General features: G+C 62.9%; 14 protein-coding genes. 5 read left to right on the forward strand and 9 right to left on the reverse strand.

Features of this window, described 5'->3' with window-relative positions; translation table 11 throughout:
* Positions 1-85: 85 nt before the first annotated feature.
* From benD to HS961_RS10995, 6 genes are all read right to left on the reverse strand, one after another.
* Positions 86-883, reverse strand: a complete 798-nt coding sequence (gene benD, locus HS961_RS10970; protein ID WP_182327851.1) for a benzoate diol dehydrogenase BenD — start codon at positions 881-883, stop codon at positions 86-88.
* Positions 880-1917: a benzoate 1,2-dioxygenase electron transfer component BenC gene (gene benC / locus HS961_RS10975; RefSeq protein ID WP_182327853.1), complete on the reverse strand. Its 1038-nt coding sequence runs from the start codon at positions 1915-1917 to the stop codon at positions 880-882. Before benC ends, benD begins: the two co-directional genes overlap by 4 nt.
* 17 nt (positions 1918-1934) lie before the next feature.
* Positions 1935-2444, reverse strand: coding sequence for a benzoate 1,2-dioxygenase small subunit (benB, locus tag HS961_RS10980; RefSeq protein WP_182327855.1), 510 nt, complete (start codon positions 2442-2444; stop codon positions 1935-1937).
* The gene (locus tag HS961_RS10985; RefSeq protein WP_182327857.1) at positions 2441-3805 is read right to left on the reverse strand and encodes a Rieske 2Fe-2S domain-containing protein; all 1365 of its coding nucleotides are present in this window, start codon (positions 3803-3805) and stop codon (positions 2441-2443) included. Before HS961_RS10985 ends, benB begins: the two co-directional genes overlap by 4 nt.
* A 132-nt stretch (positions 3806-3937) precedes the next feature.
* Complete coding sequence (catA, locus tag HS961_RS10990; RefSeq protein WP_182327859.1) at positions 3938-4873, reverse strand: catechol 1,2-dioxygenase; 936 nt, start codon at positions 4871-4873, stop codon at positions 3938-3940.
* Between the two features lie 66 nt (positions 4874-4939).
* Positions 4940-6139, reverse strand: a complete 1200-nt coding sequence (locus HS961_RS10995; protein ID WP_187703244.1) for a muconate/chloromuconate family cycloisomerase — start codon at positions 6137-6139, stop codon at positions 4940-4942.
* A 143-nt stretch (positions 6140-6282) separates the two neighbouring features.
* Between HS961_RS10995 and HS961_RS11000 the strand changes: the two genes are divergently transcribed.
* Positions 6283-7236 carry a LysR family transcriptional regulator gene (locus tag HS961_RS11000; RefSeq protein ID WP_182327860.1) on the forward strand — a complete coding sequence of 318 codons (954 nt, stop codon included), beginning with the start codon at positions 6283-6285 and terminating at the stop codon, positions 7234-7236.
* Positions 7237-7435: 199 nt separating this feature from the next.
* Here HS961_RS11000 and HS961_RS11005 read toward each other — a convergent pair whose 3' ends face one another.
* Positions 7436-7975, reverse strand: a complete 540-nt coding sequence (locus HS961_RS11005; protein ID WP_182327862.1) for a GNAT family N-acetyltransferase — start codon at positions 7973-7975, stop codon at positions 7436-7438.
* Between the two features lie 261 nt (positions 7976-8236).
* Complete coding sequence (locus HS961_RS11010; protein ID WP_182327867.1) at positions 8237-8857, reverse strand: LysE family translocator; 621 nt, start codon at positions 8855-8857, stop codon at positions 8237-8239.
* A 104-nt stretch (positions 8858-8961) separates the two neighbouring features.
* Between HS961_RS11010 and HS961_RS11015 the strand changes: the two genes are divergently transcribed.
* The 4 genes from HS961_RS11015 (at position 8962) to HS961_RS11030 (ending at position 13712) form a co-directional block, all read left to right on the forward strand.
* Positions 8962-9417, forward strand: a complete 456-nt coding sequence (locus HS961_RS11015; protein WP_182327868.1) for an Lrp/AsnC family transcriptional regulator — start codon at positions 8962-8964, stop codon at positions 9415-9417.
* Positions 9418-9533: 116 nt separating this feature from the next.
* Positions 9534-10052: a sigma-70 family RNA polymerase sigma factor gene (locus HS961_RS11020; protein WP_182327869.1), complete on the forward strand. Its 519-nt coding sequence runs from the start codon at positions 9534-9536 to the stop codon at positions 10050-10052.
* Complete coding sequence (locus HS961_RS11025; protein ID WP_182327871.1) at positions 10045-11043, forward strand: FecR domain-containing protein; 999 nt, start codon at positions 10045-10047, stop codon at positions 11041-11043. Before HS961_RS11020 ends, HS961_RS11025 begins: the two co-directional genes overlap by 8 nt.
* A gap of 116 nt (positions 11044-11159) precedes the next feature.
* A complete protein-coding gene (locus HS961_RS11030; protein WP_182327873.1) occupies positions 11160-13712 on the forward strand; it encodes a TonB-dependent siderophore receptor in 2553 nt (850 codons plus the stop codon).
* A gap of 44 nt (positions 13713-13756) precedes the next feature.
* On the opposite strand, the gene HS961_RS11035 is transcribed toward HS961_RS11030, so the two are convergent.
* Positions 13757-14077: an excalibur calcium-binding domain-containing protein gene (locus HS961_RS11035; RefSeq protein ID WP_182327875.1), complete on the reverse strand. Its 321-nt coding sequence runs from the start codon at positions 14075-14077 to the stop codon at positions 13757-13759.
* Positions 14078-14110 lie beyond the last annotated feature (33 nt).

A 14110-nucleotide genomic window follows, 5' to 3' on the forward strand; every position in this document is an offset into this window, starting at 1 on the left:
CCCGCGCATTGCTGCAGCTTTGCAGTGCTGCGCGGGCACGGTTTTTCTTTTTTGAATGAGTAGGGCGGTTGGCGGCGGGCTGCGCTCAGCCGTTGTCGCCACCGGCTACGGGCAGCACCGCACCGGTGATGTAGGCCGCCTCGTCGGAGGCCAGAAACAGGATTGGGCCGACCTGGTCATCGAGGCTGCCGTAGCGCTTGAAGTAGTTGGACTCGGTCACCTGCTGCACGGCTTCGCGCATCCAGGTCTGCTCCTGCGGGCTGTCGCCTGCGGCATTGCGCGGCACCCGCCGGGGCGGCGCATTGGTACCGCCGGGGGCCGAGGCGACGACGCGGATGTTCTGCGGTGCGTATTCCATCGCCAGCGACTGCGTCAAGGCATTGACGCCGCCTTTGGCGGCCGAGTACGGCACCCGGCGAATGCCGCGCGTGGCGTTGGATGACACATTGACGATGGTGCCGCCGCCGCGTGCCAGCAGATGCGGCAGCACGGCATGGCAGGCATAGAGGGTGGGCATCAGCGAGCGGCGGATTTCTGCATCGATCTGCGCGGGCTCGAACTCGGCAAAGGGGCGCATGCGGATCGCGCCGCCCACGCCGTTGACGAGAATGTCGATGCCGCCAAACAGCTGCGCGGCCTGGGTCATGGCGGCCTGCGCGCCTTCGTAGGTTTCCAGGTCGGCCACCAGGCCGGCCGCATTGGCGCTGCCAGCCTCGGCCGCCACCTCGGCAATAAAGTCGGCCCGGTCGACCAGCAGCACCTTGGCGCCTTCAGCCACGGCGCGCAGCGCCACGCCCCGGCCAATGCCCTGGGCCGCGCCGGTGACCACCATCACCTTGCCGGCAAAGCGCTGGTAGCTTGCGGGTTGCAGCGGCGCGTTCATGCCAGGGCCTCCGCCACGGCGGCCACCGGAGGGGTGGGCGTGAACTTTTCGTAATGGAAGTTGGCGGGCACTATGCCTTCGGCCTTAAAGTGCTTTTGCACCGCATCCACCATGGGCGGCGGGCCGCAGAGGTAGACATCCACATTGCCGCCATGCAGTGCCTGGGCAGGCAGGTGGTGGGTGACATAGCCCTGGCGCTCATGCCCGGTTTGCGGATCGGCCACGCAGGTGCTGAAGGTAAAGCCCGGGATCTGCAGCGCATAGGCCTGCAGGCGCTCGACCAGCACCAGGTCCGCATCGCGGGTGACGCCATAAACCATATGGATGGGCTGGGTTGCTCCGTTGCGGGCCAGCACCTCCAGCATCGACAGGAAGGGCGCCAGGCCCGTGCCGCCCGCCAAGAACAGCAGCGGCCGCGTGACTGCGCGCAGGTAAAAGCTGCCCAGTGGCCCGGTCATCTGCAGCGGCTCGCCCTGGCTGGCGCCTTGGAGCCAGCTGCTCATCAGGCCGCCGGGCACCTGCTTGATCAGAAACGTCATACGGCCATCGCCAGGCGCCGAGCTGAACGAGTAGGAGCGGTGCTGGCTGCTGCCCGGCACGCCGATATTGACGTACTGCCCGGGCAAAAATGCCGGTGCGGCCTCTGCCACATCCAGCGCCAGTTCATAGGCGGCATCGCCAAAGGGCTGCACGGCGCTCACTGCGGCGTTGAACTGGCTGGTGCCGGTCTTGCAGGCGGTGGAGGGTACCGGCACGGCGATCACGCAGTCGGACTGCGGCACCATCTGGCAGGTCAGCACCAGGCCCTGGCCGGCCTCGTCCTTGGTCAGTGCGTCGTCGATGTAGTCGTCACCCAGGTCGTAGGTGCCGCTTTCGGCCTTGCACTTGCAGGTCCCGCAGACGCCGTCCGAGCAGTCCATCGGCAGGTTGATGCGGTTGCGGAAGGCGGCATCCAGCACTTTTTCGTGGGCGCCGCAGTCCACAAAGCGGGTGACCCCGTCCTCAAAGTTCAGGGCAATGCGATAGCTGTTCATGGTGGTCTCCTGGCGTGTCAGATGTGGTAGACATCAATGACCTGGCGGATGTAGTCGTTCTTGAGGACGATCTTCTTGCGGGCGATGAGGAAGCTGTCAGCCGCTTTGCGCAGGGTCAGAAAGACCGTGCCAAAGAAGTGATCGGTCTGCTTGTAGCGGTGGCTGAGCGTGTGAAAGTTGTAGCGGACCTCCACCGTATCGGCCTGCTCGGCCAGCACTTCCACATTGGTAATCATGTGGTTGGTGCGCGGCTCGGGCATGGATGCGCTGGAGCGCTCGGTCTTGATGCGGAAGACCCGGTCTTCCAGCCCATTGCGATTGGGGTAGTAGATCAGCGAGATCTGGCTGTGCGGGTCGTCGGTGAGCTGGTCATCGTCGTCCCAGGCGGGCATCCAGTACTCCGCGTCGGGCGCGTAGAGCGCCAGCCAGGGCTCCCATTCGCGGTCGTCCAGGTAGCGGGCCTCGCGGTACAGAAAGGCGCAGATGGCGCGGTGGTCGACTGCGTTGCTGTGGCTGTCGGTGCTCATGGCTGGGCTCCTGCGCGCTCTTGCTGCACGGCCTTGCGCATGGTCTTGGCCCAGTAGTCGTGCTGGCAGACGAACAGGCCTTCGTCCTCGCTGCGCTCACCGCTGAGCAAGGGGCTCATGCCCATCTTCTTCGCGTTCTCGTCGGGGCCCTCGATCCACAGCGGTGCGCCACGGCTCATGTCGTTCCAGCGCACTGCGCTGCCGGCATAGCCTGCCTGGCAGGCGCGGAACTCTTCCAGGTCATCGGCCGTGCCCATGCCTGAGACGTTGAAGAAATCCTCGTACTGGCGGATGCGGGTGGCGCGGTCTTGTGCGCTTTCGCCCTTGGGGCCAAAGCAGAAGATGCTGATCTCCGTCTGGTTCACGTTCAAGGGGCGGGCCACGCGGATCTGGGTGCCGAACTGGTCCATCAGGAACACATTGGGGTAGAGGCAGAGGTTGCGGGTTTGGCGCACGATGAAATCTGCGCGCTCCTGGCCCACGCGCTGGGCCAGCTCTTCACGCTGGTTCCAGATCGGGCGCACCTCGGGGTTCAGGGTGTTGGTCCACAGCAGGATGTGGCCGTTCTCAAAACCATAGACGCCGGCGACCGACTTGCTCCAGTTGTTGGCATCGGTGGCCTTGGTGCCTTCGGCATTGCGGCGGCTCATCGTGGCGGCATAGTTCCAGTGCACGGAGCTGACGTGGTAGCCGTCGCAGCCGTTTTCCATCTGCATCTTCCAGTTGCCGTCATAGATGTAGCTGGAGTTGCCGCGCAGCACTTCCAGGCCCTCGGGCGCCTGGTCCACGATCTGGTCGATGATGACCCGGGTCTCGCCCAGGTAGTCTTCCAGCGGCTGCACATCGGCGTTCAGGCTACCAAACAGAAAGCCCCGGTAGTTCTGGAAGCGCGCGACCTTGGTCAGGTCGTGCGAGCCGTTCTTGTTGAAGGTGATCGGGTACTCGGTGGTTTTCTCATCCTTGACCTTGAGCAGCTTGCCGGCGTTGCTGAAGGTCCAGCCATGGAAGGGGCAGGTGAAGCTGCCCTTGTTGCCATGCTTTTTGCGGCACAGCATGGCGCCCTTGTGCGCGCAGGCATTGATCACTGCATGCAGCTCGCCTTGCTTATCGCGGGTGATGATGATGGGCTGGCGGCCGATCGACGTGGTGTAGTAGTCGTTGTTGTCGGCGATCTGGCTCTCGTGCGCCAGGTAGACCCAGTTCGATTCGAACAGGTACTTCATCTCCAGCTCGAACAGCTCGGGGTTGGTGAAGATGTCGCGGCGGCAGCGGTAGATGCCGGCTTCCTTGTCGTCGTGCAGGGCTGTCTCCAGCAGTTGTTCGACGGCGCCGAAGGTGTCGGTAGAGGCAATCGTGGTCATGGTGAGGTCTCCTGGGGTACAGCTCCGCCTCGCAACGCTGATCGCGGCGCGAATGGCTAGGGGAGGGAGGATGGGTCTGGGGGCGGGGGCACTGCCTGCTAGGCGGCACCCCGGCCGTGGGGCGTCAGGCGATCAGGCCGCCAGGCGTGGGCGTTCCACGATCTGGTTGTCGACACCGCCGACCAGCGCGCTGAGCGTGATGTCGAAAACGATCTCGGCAAAGGGGCCGCTCAGGCCCTGGGCGCGGATGCTGGCCTCGTCGCTGTGCTCGGTCAGCGGGGGCACCAGGCCTTCGCGGGTGGCGTAGGCAAAGTCGTCATACACCAGAGGGTCGCCATCGATGTTGATCTGCGTGGTGAGCTTGCGGTGACCATCGGCCGTGACGAAGAAGTGGATGTGCGCGGGGCGGTTGCCATGGCGGCCCAGCTGGTTGAGCAGGGCCTGGGTGGGGCCATCGGGCGGGCAGCCATAGCCCATGGGCACGATGCTCTGGAATTTGTAGCGGCCTTGCGCATCGGCAATGATAGTGCGGCGCATGTTGAACGGCTTTTGCTCGCCGGTGGGGTCAAAGTGCGAGTAGAAGCCCTTGGTGTTGGCATGCCAGACCTCGACCTGCGCACCAGGCACTGGCTGGCCGTCAGCACCGTAGACGGTGCCGTGCATGATGAGGGTGTGGCCGGCGGTGTCGCTGCCGTCATCAAGGCGGCCATGGCCTTGCACTACGGGGGCGCCTGCCACGTAGAGCGGGCCTTCAATCGTGCGTGGTGTGCCATTGGCCACGCCCAACGCGGCGTCTTCGGCATCCATGCGCATGTCAAAGTAGCGGTCCAGCCCCAGGCCGGGCGACAGCAGGCCGGCCTCGCCGCGCGCACCGAGCTGGTTCAGGTAGGCAACGCCGGCCCAGTATTCGTCGGACGTGATGTCCAGGTCTTCAATGGCCTTGAACAGGTCGGACAGGATGCGGTGGATGATCTGCTTGGTGCGCGGGTTGCCACCGTCCTGGTTGAGGCCGCTGGCCAGACGCAGAAAATCCTGCACGTCGGGGGTGTTGAAGATAGGGGCGCTCATCGTAGTCTCCTTGTCGTAAATTCTTGGGGTCAATCTATCTGTCTATCCGGCGATACGTCTGTCGCATCAGGCGGCCACCGGCACGCTCACACAACTGCGGTCCCTGCGGAAATGCCGCACGCGGTCTTCATCCAGTGTGATGCCCAGGCCCGGTGCCGTGGGCACCGTCAGGTGGAAATCCTTGTACTCCAGCGGCGTGGCCAGAATCTCTTCGGTCAGCAGCAGCGAGCCAAACAGCTCGGTGCCCCATTGCAGCTCGCGGAAGGTAGAGAACGCATGGGCCGAGGCGATGGTGCCCACGCCGCCTTCGAGCATGGTGCCGCCATACAGTTCGATGCCGGCCGCATCGGCAATGGCAGCCACTTGCTGCGCAGCCTGCAGCCCGCCCGATTGCTCGGTCTTGATCGCAAACACATCGGCGCCGGCGACCCGAGCCAGTGCCAGTGCCGAGGCCGGGCCGGTCAGCGATTCATCGGCCATGATGGCAATGGCGTAGCGGCCTTTGAGGCGGGCCAGCACATCGGCGCTGGCCACCGGCTGCTCGGCCAACTCGCAGCCCGCATCCACCAGGCCAGCCAGGCCGTGGTGCGCTTCCAGCTCGCTCCAGGCCATGTTCACATCAACCCGCACCGAGGCCAGATCGCCCAGCGCCTTCTTGATGGCCGCCACGTGGGCCACGTCATCGCGCACGGCCTTGCGGCCGATCTTGAGCTTGAAGATCTGGTGGCGGCGCATTTCCAGCATGCGCTGCGCTTCTTCGATGTCGCGGCCGGTGTCGCCTGAGGCCAGGGTCCAGGCCACAGGCAGTCGGTCACGCAGGCGGCCGCCGAGCAGCTCGGACACGGGCAGGCCGGTGCGCTGGCCCAGCGCATCGAACAGCGCCGTCTCGACCGCGCACTTGGCAAAGCGGTTGTCGCGGATGGCCTGGCTCAGCCGCGCCATCAGCGCGGGCACGCGGTTGGCGTTGGCGCCCAGCATCTGCGGCACAAAATAGGTATCGATGGCCAGCTTCATGCCCTCGGGCGATTCGGCGCCATAGGCCAGGCCGCCAATGGTGGTGCCCTCACCAATGCCCACCGTGCCATCGGAGCAGCGCACGCGCACCAGCATCAGGGTCTGGCCGTTCATCGTGGCCATCGACAGCTTGTGGGGGCGAATGGTGGGCAGATCGACCAGCAAGGTCTCCACCTGTTCGACGACAACGGTGCCTGCTGCCGTATATGCCGCAGGTCGGGCGCTGTCTTGGGGTGGCTGTGTGTTTTGCATGGATGCTATTGAACGACGCAGCGCGCCACTTGATCCAACACCGAATTTGTCTTGTTTTATACCTTGCAGGTATGGTGTGTAGTTTGAATATTAAAAAACAATGACTTAAAATCGCTGCATTCCCATATCTATGGTTTTCCCTGATGGATCTGCGCCATATCCGGTATTTTGTGGCCGTGGCCACTACCCGCAACTTCACCCGCGCGGCTGAGCAAATGCATATTGCGCAGCCACCGTTCAGCCGCCAGATCCAGCAGCTGGAGGACGAGCTGGGTGTGCAACTGATCCAGCGCAACAGCCGCCCGGTGCGCCTGACCGAGGCCGGGCGCCTCTTCTATGAGCAATCGCTGCAGGTGCTGCAGCGGGTGGACCAGATGAAAAGCGCGGCCCGCCAGGTGGGGTTGAACCAGCGGCAGTCGATCTCGATCGCCTATGTGGCCTCCACCCTGTATGGCGGCCTGCCGATGCTGGTGCGCATGTTCCGCAAGCGCTACCCGGATACCGATGTGCACCTGGTGGACATGGGCTCGATCCAGCAGATCCAGGAGCTGCGCTCGGGCCGCATCGACCTGGGTTTTGGCCGCATCCGCACCAATGACACCTCGGTGGCGCGCACCGTGCTGCGCGAAGAAAAGCTGGTGCTGGCCATTGCGCCAGGCACCCCTTTGGCCGCCGACACCGGCCGCATCCGCCTGCCCGAGCTGGCAGGCCAGCGCCTCATCGTCTACCCTAAGGACCCGCGCCCCAGCTTTGCCGACCATGTGCTGGGCCTCCTGCATGACCAGGGCATACAACCCGCCGAGGTGCATGAGGTACGTGAACTGCAAGCCGGCCTGGGCCTGGTCGCCGCCGAGATGGGCGTCTGCATCGTGCCCGCAGCGGCACGCCTGCGCTCGGACCTGGTCTACCGCCTGATCGACGACGAGCGCGCCACCTCACCGATCATCCTGAGCCACCGTGTCAATGATGACTCCTGGTATATCGCTGCGATCAAGGAGCTGACGGCCGAGATGTATGCGCAGAACCCGCCTTGGTTGGATTTTGAGACGAATGCGTTTCCGGCGGGGGAGATGTATGGGCTTGTGGGAAAGAGGTGAGGGGGCTTGCTGCGCTGTGGAGTCTCAGTTGCGGATTGCGTGCGAGTGAGAGCGTTGTCTGTTCTCAGGTTATTGCGATGACCGTAGAGAAGGGCCTTGATGAATTTCATGGCGGTTAACGACTCTCTGCTGCCGCTCAGCTTATTCCGTAGCTGGAATTCGACTTATCCCGAAATAGGATTGTGGAAATGGCATTGATTTAAGGACGCTTGAAAAGAACAGTCATTTCAGCCCGCGGAACTTTGTAGCCGCAAGCTTTAAAAAAGTGTTTCGCCCCACCCATGGCCTTGATGTAAATTGGCACGCCCGGCCATTGCTTTTCGACCACCTCAAGCATCGCGCGCCCCACTCCACGACCCTGAAACTCGTTGTGTACGATCAATTCACCGAGCATGGTGCTAAAAGCTGCGTCGCTGAAAGCAGACAAGTATCCGATGAGCAGTCCTGAAGCGCCACGAGCATGAACAACCAAGGGATATGCAGCATTGGAGGCAACGAACAATTTGCTGTCCTCTTCGCTTCCCCAACCAACAGAGCGAGCGAGTTGCGCATACTCTTCAGCGGTGACGTCTTTATTTGTTGAGACACGAAAATCAAAAGAATCATTCATATCTTGAATGCAAGCTGCGTGGATAGGCAAATACCAACACACCCCGATGAGCATGATCTCCAGCGGAAAACGCTTGCTTCTGATCACTGGTTTGAGGGTTTCTGGCGTGGGCTGTGCGCAGGATTTCATCACATCATCCGACCAGTCGTGGCTTATTGCGATAGAACCATGAGGCCTTCCTAGTTAGAGGTCGTTATTGAGGAAGTAACCACATGATTGAACGGCAGCAACTGGCCGATACCGGACGATCAGTGAGTTGCGTCATTCGATCCAAGATTTCAGAATAACTGCCCTCAGCGGCACCAGAGTTCAATTAGTCGGCTATTTGTTGATCAGGGAGCGCCGCAAACCGAGTGTGGCGTTGCTGCTCATCAGCACCCACAGCCTCCCTCAATGCATCGCCCGTTCAGCCAGCAGCAGCAATGCGATGCCGACCATCAGAGCCCCTGACACACGGGATACCACCAGTGCCGCGCCTGGGCGCGTACCCAGCACGCGCTGCGCTGTGAAGCCCACGGCCAGATACACGCCGCAGCAGCTCAGCGCATGCACGGCACCCAGCACCATGATCTGCAGCGCGACAGGCCATGCACTCTCCGCGTGTACAAACTGCGGCAGCAACGCCAGGAGCAAGAGAATCAGCTTGGGATTGAAGCCGCTGATACCTGCGCCCTTGCATGCCCATTTCCATCCTCCACCCACCAGCTCGGATTGGGCACTGACGGTGGCCGCAGGGCTGCGCAACATGGCCACGCCCATCCACAGAAGATAGGCAGAGCCAGCGACTGTAAGCACCGTCAATACCATGGGGTGGCTGGCAACCAGCGCGCCAACGCCTGCGGCCACAGCCGCAGTGGCCAACAAGGCGCCGCAAGCTAGGCCGACGACTGCAGCGCAAGCCAGGCGGCGCCCCCGCAAGCCTGCAGAAATGACATAGGCCCAATCGGCCCCCGGTGTGATCACCAACGCAAACGACACCGCCCAGAAGGCGGCTACAGCGGTCAAAGGCACAGTACTTCTCTCGTCAAACAAAGGAGAGAAGAATAGGCAGGATGTAGCAGAATGTGCTTCCCATAAATTCCGATAAACATGAGAAAACTGGAAGCTATTAAAGAATGAATGCACTGGATCGGAAAATTCTTGCAGCGCTGGAGCTGGATGGGCGCTTGAGCCTCACCGACCTGGCTGCGCAGGTGGGGCTGAGTTTGTCCTCCTGCCATCGGCGTGTGCGCACCTTGGAGGAGGCGGGTGCCATCCGCGGCTACCGTGCCGATCTGGCACCTGCGGCACTGGGTTTGGAATTTGCCGCCATCGTGTTCGTTACGCTCAACAGCAGCAAGGTCGTGCGCGATTTTGAAAAAGCGGTCGCCGAACTGGACAACGTGATCCAGGCCCAGCGACTCTTTGGTGACCCCGACTATCTGCTGCAGATCGTCGTCAAGGACTTGCCTGCGTTTCAGAAGCTCTACGACGAGAAGCTGACGGCCTTGCCTGGGATGCAGCGCATGACCTCGACCTTGGTTATGAAGGATGTAGTGTTCAACCGCCCGCTGACCTCGGCATTGGGCTGATCGGCACAGGCAAGCGCCGACATCCAAAGCCCGATCAAACTGCAGATTACAAATTCAAATAGAATACGAATCATTTGCAATACACAAGGGAGCACCTGCGCGGGGCTCCCCTTTTTATGTCCCAAGATGCCAGTGCGCACCCTGGCGTGCGACAGGAAGTCAGCACGCTCTACCGCGACCACCACAGCTGGCTGCGTGCCTGGCTGCGCCGCAAACTGGGTGATGCGCACCATGCGGCCGACCTGGCGCATGATATTTTTCTGCGCCTGCTGTTGCGCGATGAGCCGGTGGCGGCGCAGGAGCCGCGAGCATTTTTGACCACCGCTGCCAAGCATGCGCTGCTGAACCACTACCGCCGCCAGCGCCTGGAGCAGGCCTACCTGGAGGCCTTGGCGCAAGCGCCTGCGGTGATGGCAATGTCGCCCGAGGAGCGGGCGCTGTTGCTGGAGGCGCTGGACGAGATCGACCGCATGCTGGACCAATTGCCAGCCCCTGTGCGCCAGGCGTTTTTGATGGCGCAGCTGGAGGGCATGCCCCAGCTGGAGATTGCGGCGGCACTGGGCGTGTCGCTGTCTACCGTGAAGCGCTACATCGTGCAAGCGGGCATGCAGTGCTATTTCGCCGTCCATGGCTGAGGCGACAATCCCTCGGGCTATTGCCCAGCAGGCGGTGGAATGGATGGTGGAGCTGCAATCGCCGGATGCCAGCCCTGATCTGAAACAACAGTGGCAGCAATGGCTTGCGGCAGACCCGGTGCATGAACAGGCCTGGCAGCGCATTGAGGCCGTCAACGGCAGGCTGGGTGCGATGGCCGGGCCCGATACCTTGGACTTTGCCAAAGCCGCCTTGGCGCCGCAGGGCTCGGCGCGGCGCAGGCATATGGTCAAGTCGCTGGTGGTGCTGGTTGTTGCCGGCGGCGCGGCCTGGACGGGTTACCGCCAGACCAGCTGGCGCGAGGTGCTGGCCGACCAGCGCACCGGCGTGGGCGAGCGGCGCACGATCGATCTGGAAGATGGCACGCGGCTGGTGATGAATGCGTCCACCATGCTTGATGTCCGCTTTGGCAGCAGCGAGCGCAGGCTGCGCCTGATTGCCGGTGAGATTCTGGTGCAGAGCGGCAACGCGGGCGGCGGCCGGCCCTTGCTGGTGGAGACGCCCCACGGGCTGGCGACCGCGCTGGGCACCCGTTTTTCGGTAAGGCTGGATGCGGACGGGCCGACCCAGGTGGGCGTTTACGACGGCGCGGTGCGCCTGGCGCCGGTGGACGGCCAGCGCAGCCTGGTGTTGCAGGCCGGCCAAAAGAGCAGCTTTGATAGCCAGCACATCGGCGATGCCCAGCCCGCCCGCGAGGACAGCGATGCGGCCTGGGTCGATGGGGTGCTGGTCGCAAGGGATATGCGGCTGGATCACTTTTTGCAGGAGCTGGGGCGCTACAGCGTCCATCCGCTGTCCTGCGATGACAACGTGGCGGGCCTGCGCCTGTCGGGTGCTTACCCGCTGGGCGATATTGCCAAGGTACTGGACAATGTGGCTGGCCTGCTGTCCTTGCAGGTGCACAGCGTCAGCCGGCTGTGGGGCTTGCGCGCAGCATCGTACCGCTTGGTGCGGGCAGCGCCGAAAAAATAATGGGGATGGGCTGAGCTGTTTGGCGGAGCAGCGTTTCAAGAAGAGGAGATCGCATTGTTGATCCGAGATTCCTCTTGACCGCCGTCGCCTCTTGGCGAACAGAAAGTACTGCATCCATGGCCCATCACCGCACACCCGCGCGCCGCTTTGGCGGCCACTCCTCCGTTCTAATCCATAGCGCATTGGCACTGGCGCTGTCCGCCATCTTGCCGCCTGCCGCCCACGCCCAGACCCCTGTAGCGGGGCAGAGCGCCCAGGCTTATGCCATCCCCGCCGGCCCGCTGGATGCAGCCTTGACGCGCTTTGCCAAGGAGAGCGGCGTGCTGCTGTCCTTCACCCCCGATACCACCGAGGGCCTGCGCAGCCCCGGCTTGCAAGGCAGGCATACGGTGCCAGATGGCTTGGCTGCCTTGGTGGCAGGCACGGGGCTGCAGGCGGTGCAACAGGCCAGCGGCAGCTACCTGGTCGTCAAAAAACCTGCCAGCACCACGCCCGCGCCGGCCGCACCGGTCGCTGCAGTTGCGGCGCTGGCGCCCGAGCGCTCCTTGGCCGAGATCCGCGTGACCGCGCGGCGCTCGGCCAATGGCACGACCGAAGGCACGGGCTCGTACACCAACCAGGTGACCAGCATTGCCTCCAAGACCGACCAGTCCTTCCGCGAGATTCCGCAATCGGTGTCGGTGGTGACGCGACAGCTGATGGATGACAAGCGGGTGGTGGATGTGGAGCAGGCCCTGACCTTGACGCCTGGCGTCATCGTGGCCGACAACTCTGGCCGCTACTTCTCGCGCGGTTTTCAGATCACCAGCATGCAGATCGATGGCGGCGCGCCGATGGCCTTGGGCGCCTACACTTACCAGCCCCAGCAGGACATGGGCTCCTATGACCGGGTGGAGGTGATGCGTGGTGCATCCGGCCTGTTGGGCGGGGTGGGCGACCCGGGCGGCATCATCAACCTGGTGCGCAAAAAGCCTTTGGCGCAGCGGCAGGTGGAGGTGTCGCAATCGCTGGGCAGCTGGGGCAACCAGCGTACCGAGGTCGATGCCACCGGCTCCCTGACGCAGGATGGCCGCATCCGGGGCCGCACGGTGCTGAGCTACCAAAAGGGCGACTCCTACTTTGACTACATCAGCCAGGAAAAGCCCTCGCTCTACGGCGTGCTGGAGGCCGACCTGACGGCCGACACCTTGCTGACCGTTGGTGGCTCCTACGGCAAAGTGCGGCAGAAGGGCGACTATGCCGGCCTGCCACGCTTTGCCGATGGCCGCAGCCTGGGCTTGCCGCGCAGCACGGCCTTCTCCAACCCCTGGGCCTACTTCCACTACCAGAACGAGGAGGTGTTTGCCCAGCTGGAGCACCGCTTTGACAACCACTGGAAGTTCAAGCTCAACGCCACCCATGCGCGCACCGAGCAGCAGCGCCGCTGGAGCACCTTATCCGGCGCGGTCAACCCGCAAACCCTGGCCGGGCCGGTGTGGCGCGGCGGTGTGCTGGACTCGTCCAACACCCAGGACATGGTGGATCTGAACCTGAGTGGCCCCTTCTCGCTGCTGGGCCGCAGCCATGAGCTGCTGATCGGAGCCGATTGGCAGCGGGTGCGCAGCCATTGGCAGAACATGAGCTTTGCCGACAGCGGCACGGTGGGCGGCAATGTGTTTGACATCCAGCCCTGGAACCCGGCGTTTGACCAGTTCAACCTGAACCTCAGCGAGCGCTACGGCCCCTGGGGCCAGGAGCAACTGGGCGCCTATGGCGTTGTACGGCTGCACCCGACCAACAAGCTGCATGTGATTGCTGGCGCCCGCGTGGCGCGTTATGAGTTCACGCAGACCATGTCCGACATCATCGACACCGCTGGCAACACCAGCCCTTGGTCAGCCAAATCGTTCAAGGAGAGCGCCAAGCTCACGCCCTATGGCGGTGTGATCTATGACCTGGACCCGCATTGGTCGGCCTATGTCAGCTACTCGTCGATCTTCAAACCCCAGGCGCTCAACCTGGCGGGCCCGCAGCCGGGCACGCCACTGAACCCCATCAAGGGCAAGAGCTATGAGGCGGGGCTCAAAGGCGAGCTGATGGATGGGCGCATGAACGCGACCTTCAGCGTCTTCAACGTGGAGCGCACCGGCACCGCGGTGCTGGATGAGCGCTATGCGGAGAACTACAGCCTCTGGGGTGCCAGCTGCTGCTACCTGCCCCAGGGCAAGGTCACCAGCCGGGGCTTTGATGTGGAAGTGGGGGGTGAGGTCTCCAGCGGCTGGCAGCTGGCCGCGGGCTATACCTTCAACCAGACGCGGGACAAGACCGAAGGCACGGTCTTCAGCAGCATCACGCCCAAGCATTTGTTCAAGCTGTCCACCGTCTATACCTTGCCGGGTGAGTTGTCTAAATGGCGCGTGGGCGGCAGTGGCCGCATCCAGAGCACGCAGTATGTGAGCGGCTCTGTCACCAGCAGCAGCGGCGAGAGCCAGCCCTACCAGTTCACGCAGGGCGGTTATGCGACCTGGGATTTGATGCTGCAGTACCGCTTTGACCCGACCTGGACCTTGAGCTTGAACCTGAACAATGTCTTCGATAAGAGCTACTACCAGACCGTCAGCTCGGTCTACAACGGCAATATGCAGGCGCTGCCACGCAATGCGATGCTGACCTTGAACGGAAAGTTCTAAGCCATCGCGACGACGAAAAAGAGCCTGCAGCGCAGGCTCTTGGTTCAGGGTCTTTTGTTGACGTTGCAGAGCTGCCGCTCACAGGGGATGCCGTCGTTGTCGCCGTCCATCTTGGTGTCGGGACAGTTCTTCAGAAAGAACTTGGCCTCTTTGCACGAGGTCATCTGAGAGCAGTGGGTGCGGCCATCGCATTTGAAAAGCGGGTTTGGCGCACTCGGCGCGGTTGCCTCGTGGGCTTCGGGTGGCTCTGGCTCGGAGAGAACAGGCTCGGAATCCCGCAGCGATGCGGCCTGCTGCTGCTCATAGCGGCTGTACACCGTCCACGCGGCTAATGCGATCAGCAGATAGATGACGGGCCTGAACACGGTCTCCCTTTCTTTGGTTGTGAGTGAGTGTAA

The sequence above is a fragment of the Comamonas piscis genome (assembly GCF_014109725.1).
Lineage (GTDB): Bacteria > Pseudomonadota > Gammaproteobacteria > Burkholderiales > Burkholderiaceae_C > Comamonas > Comamonas piscis.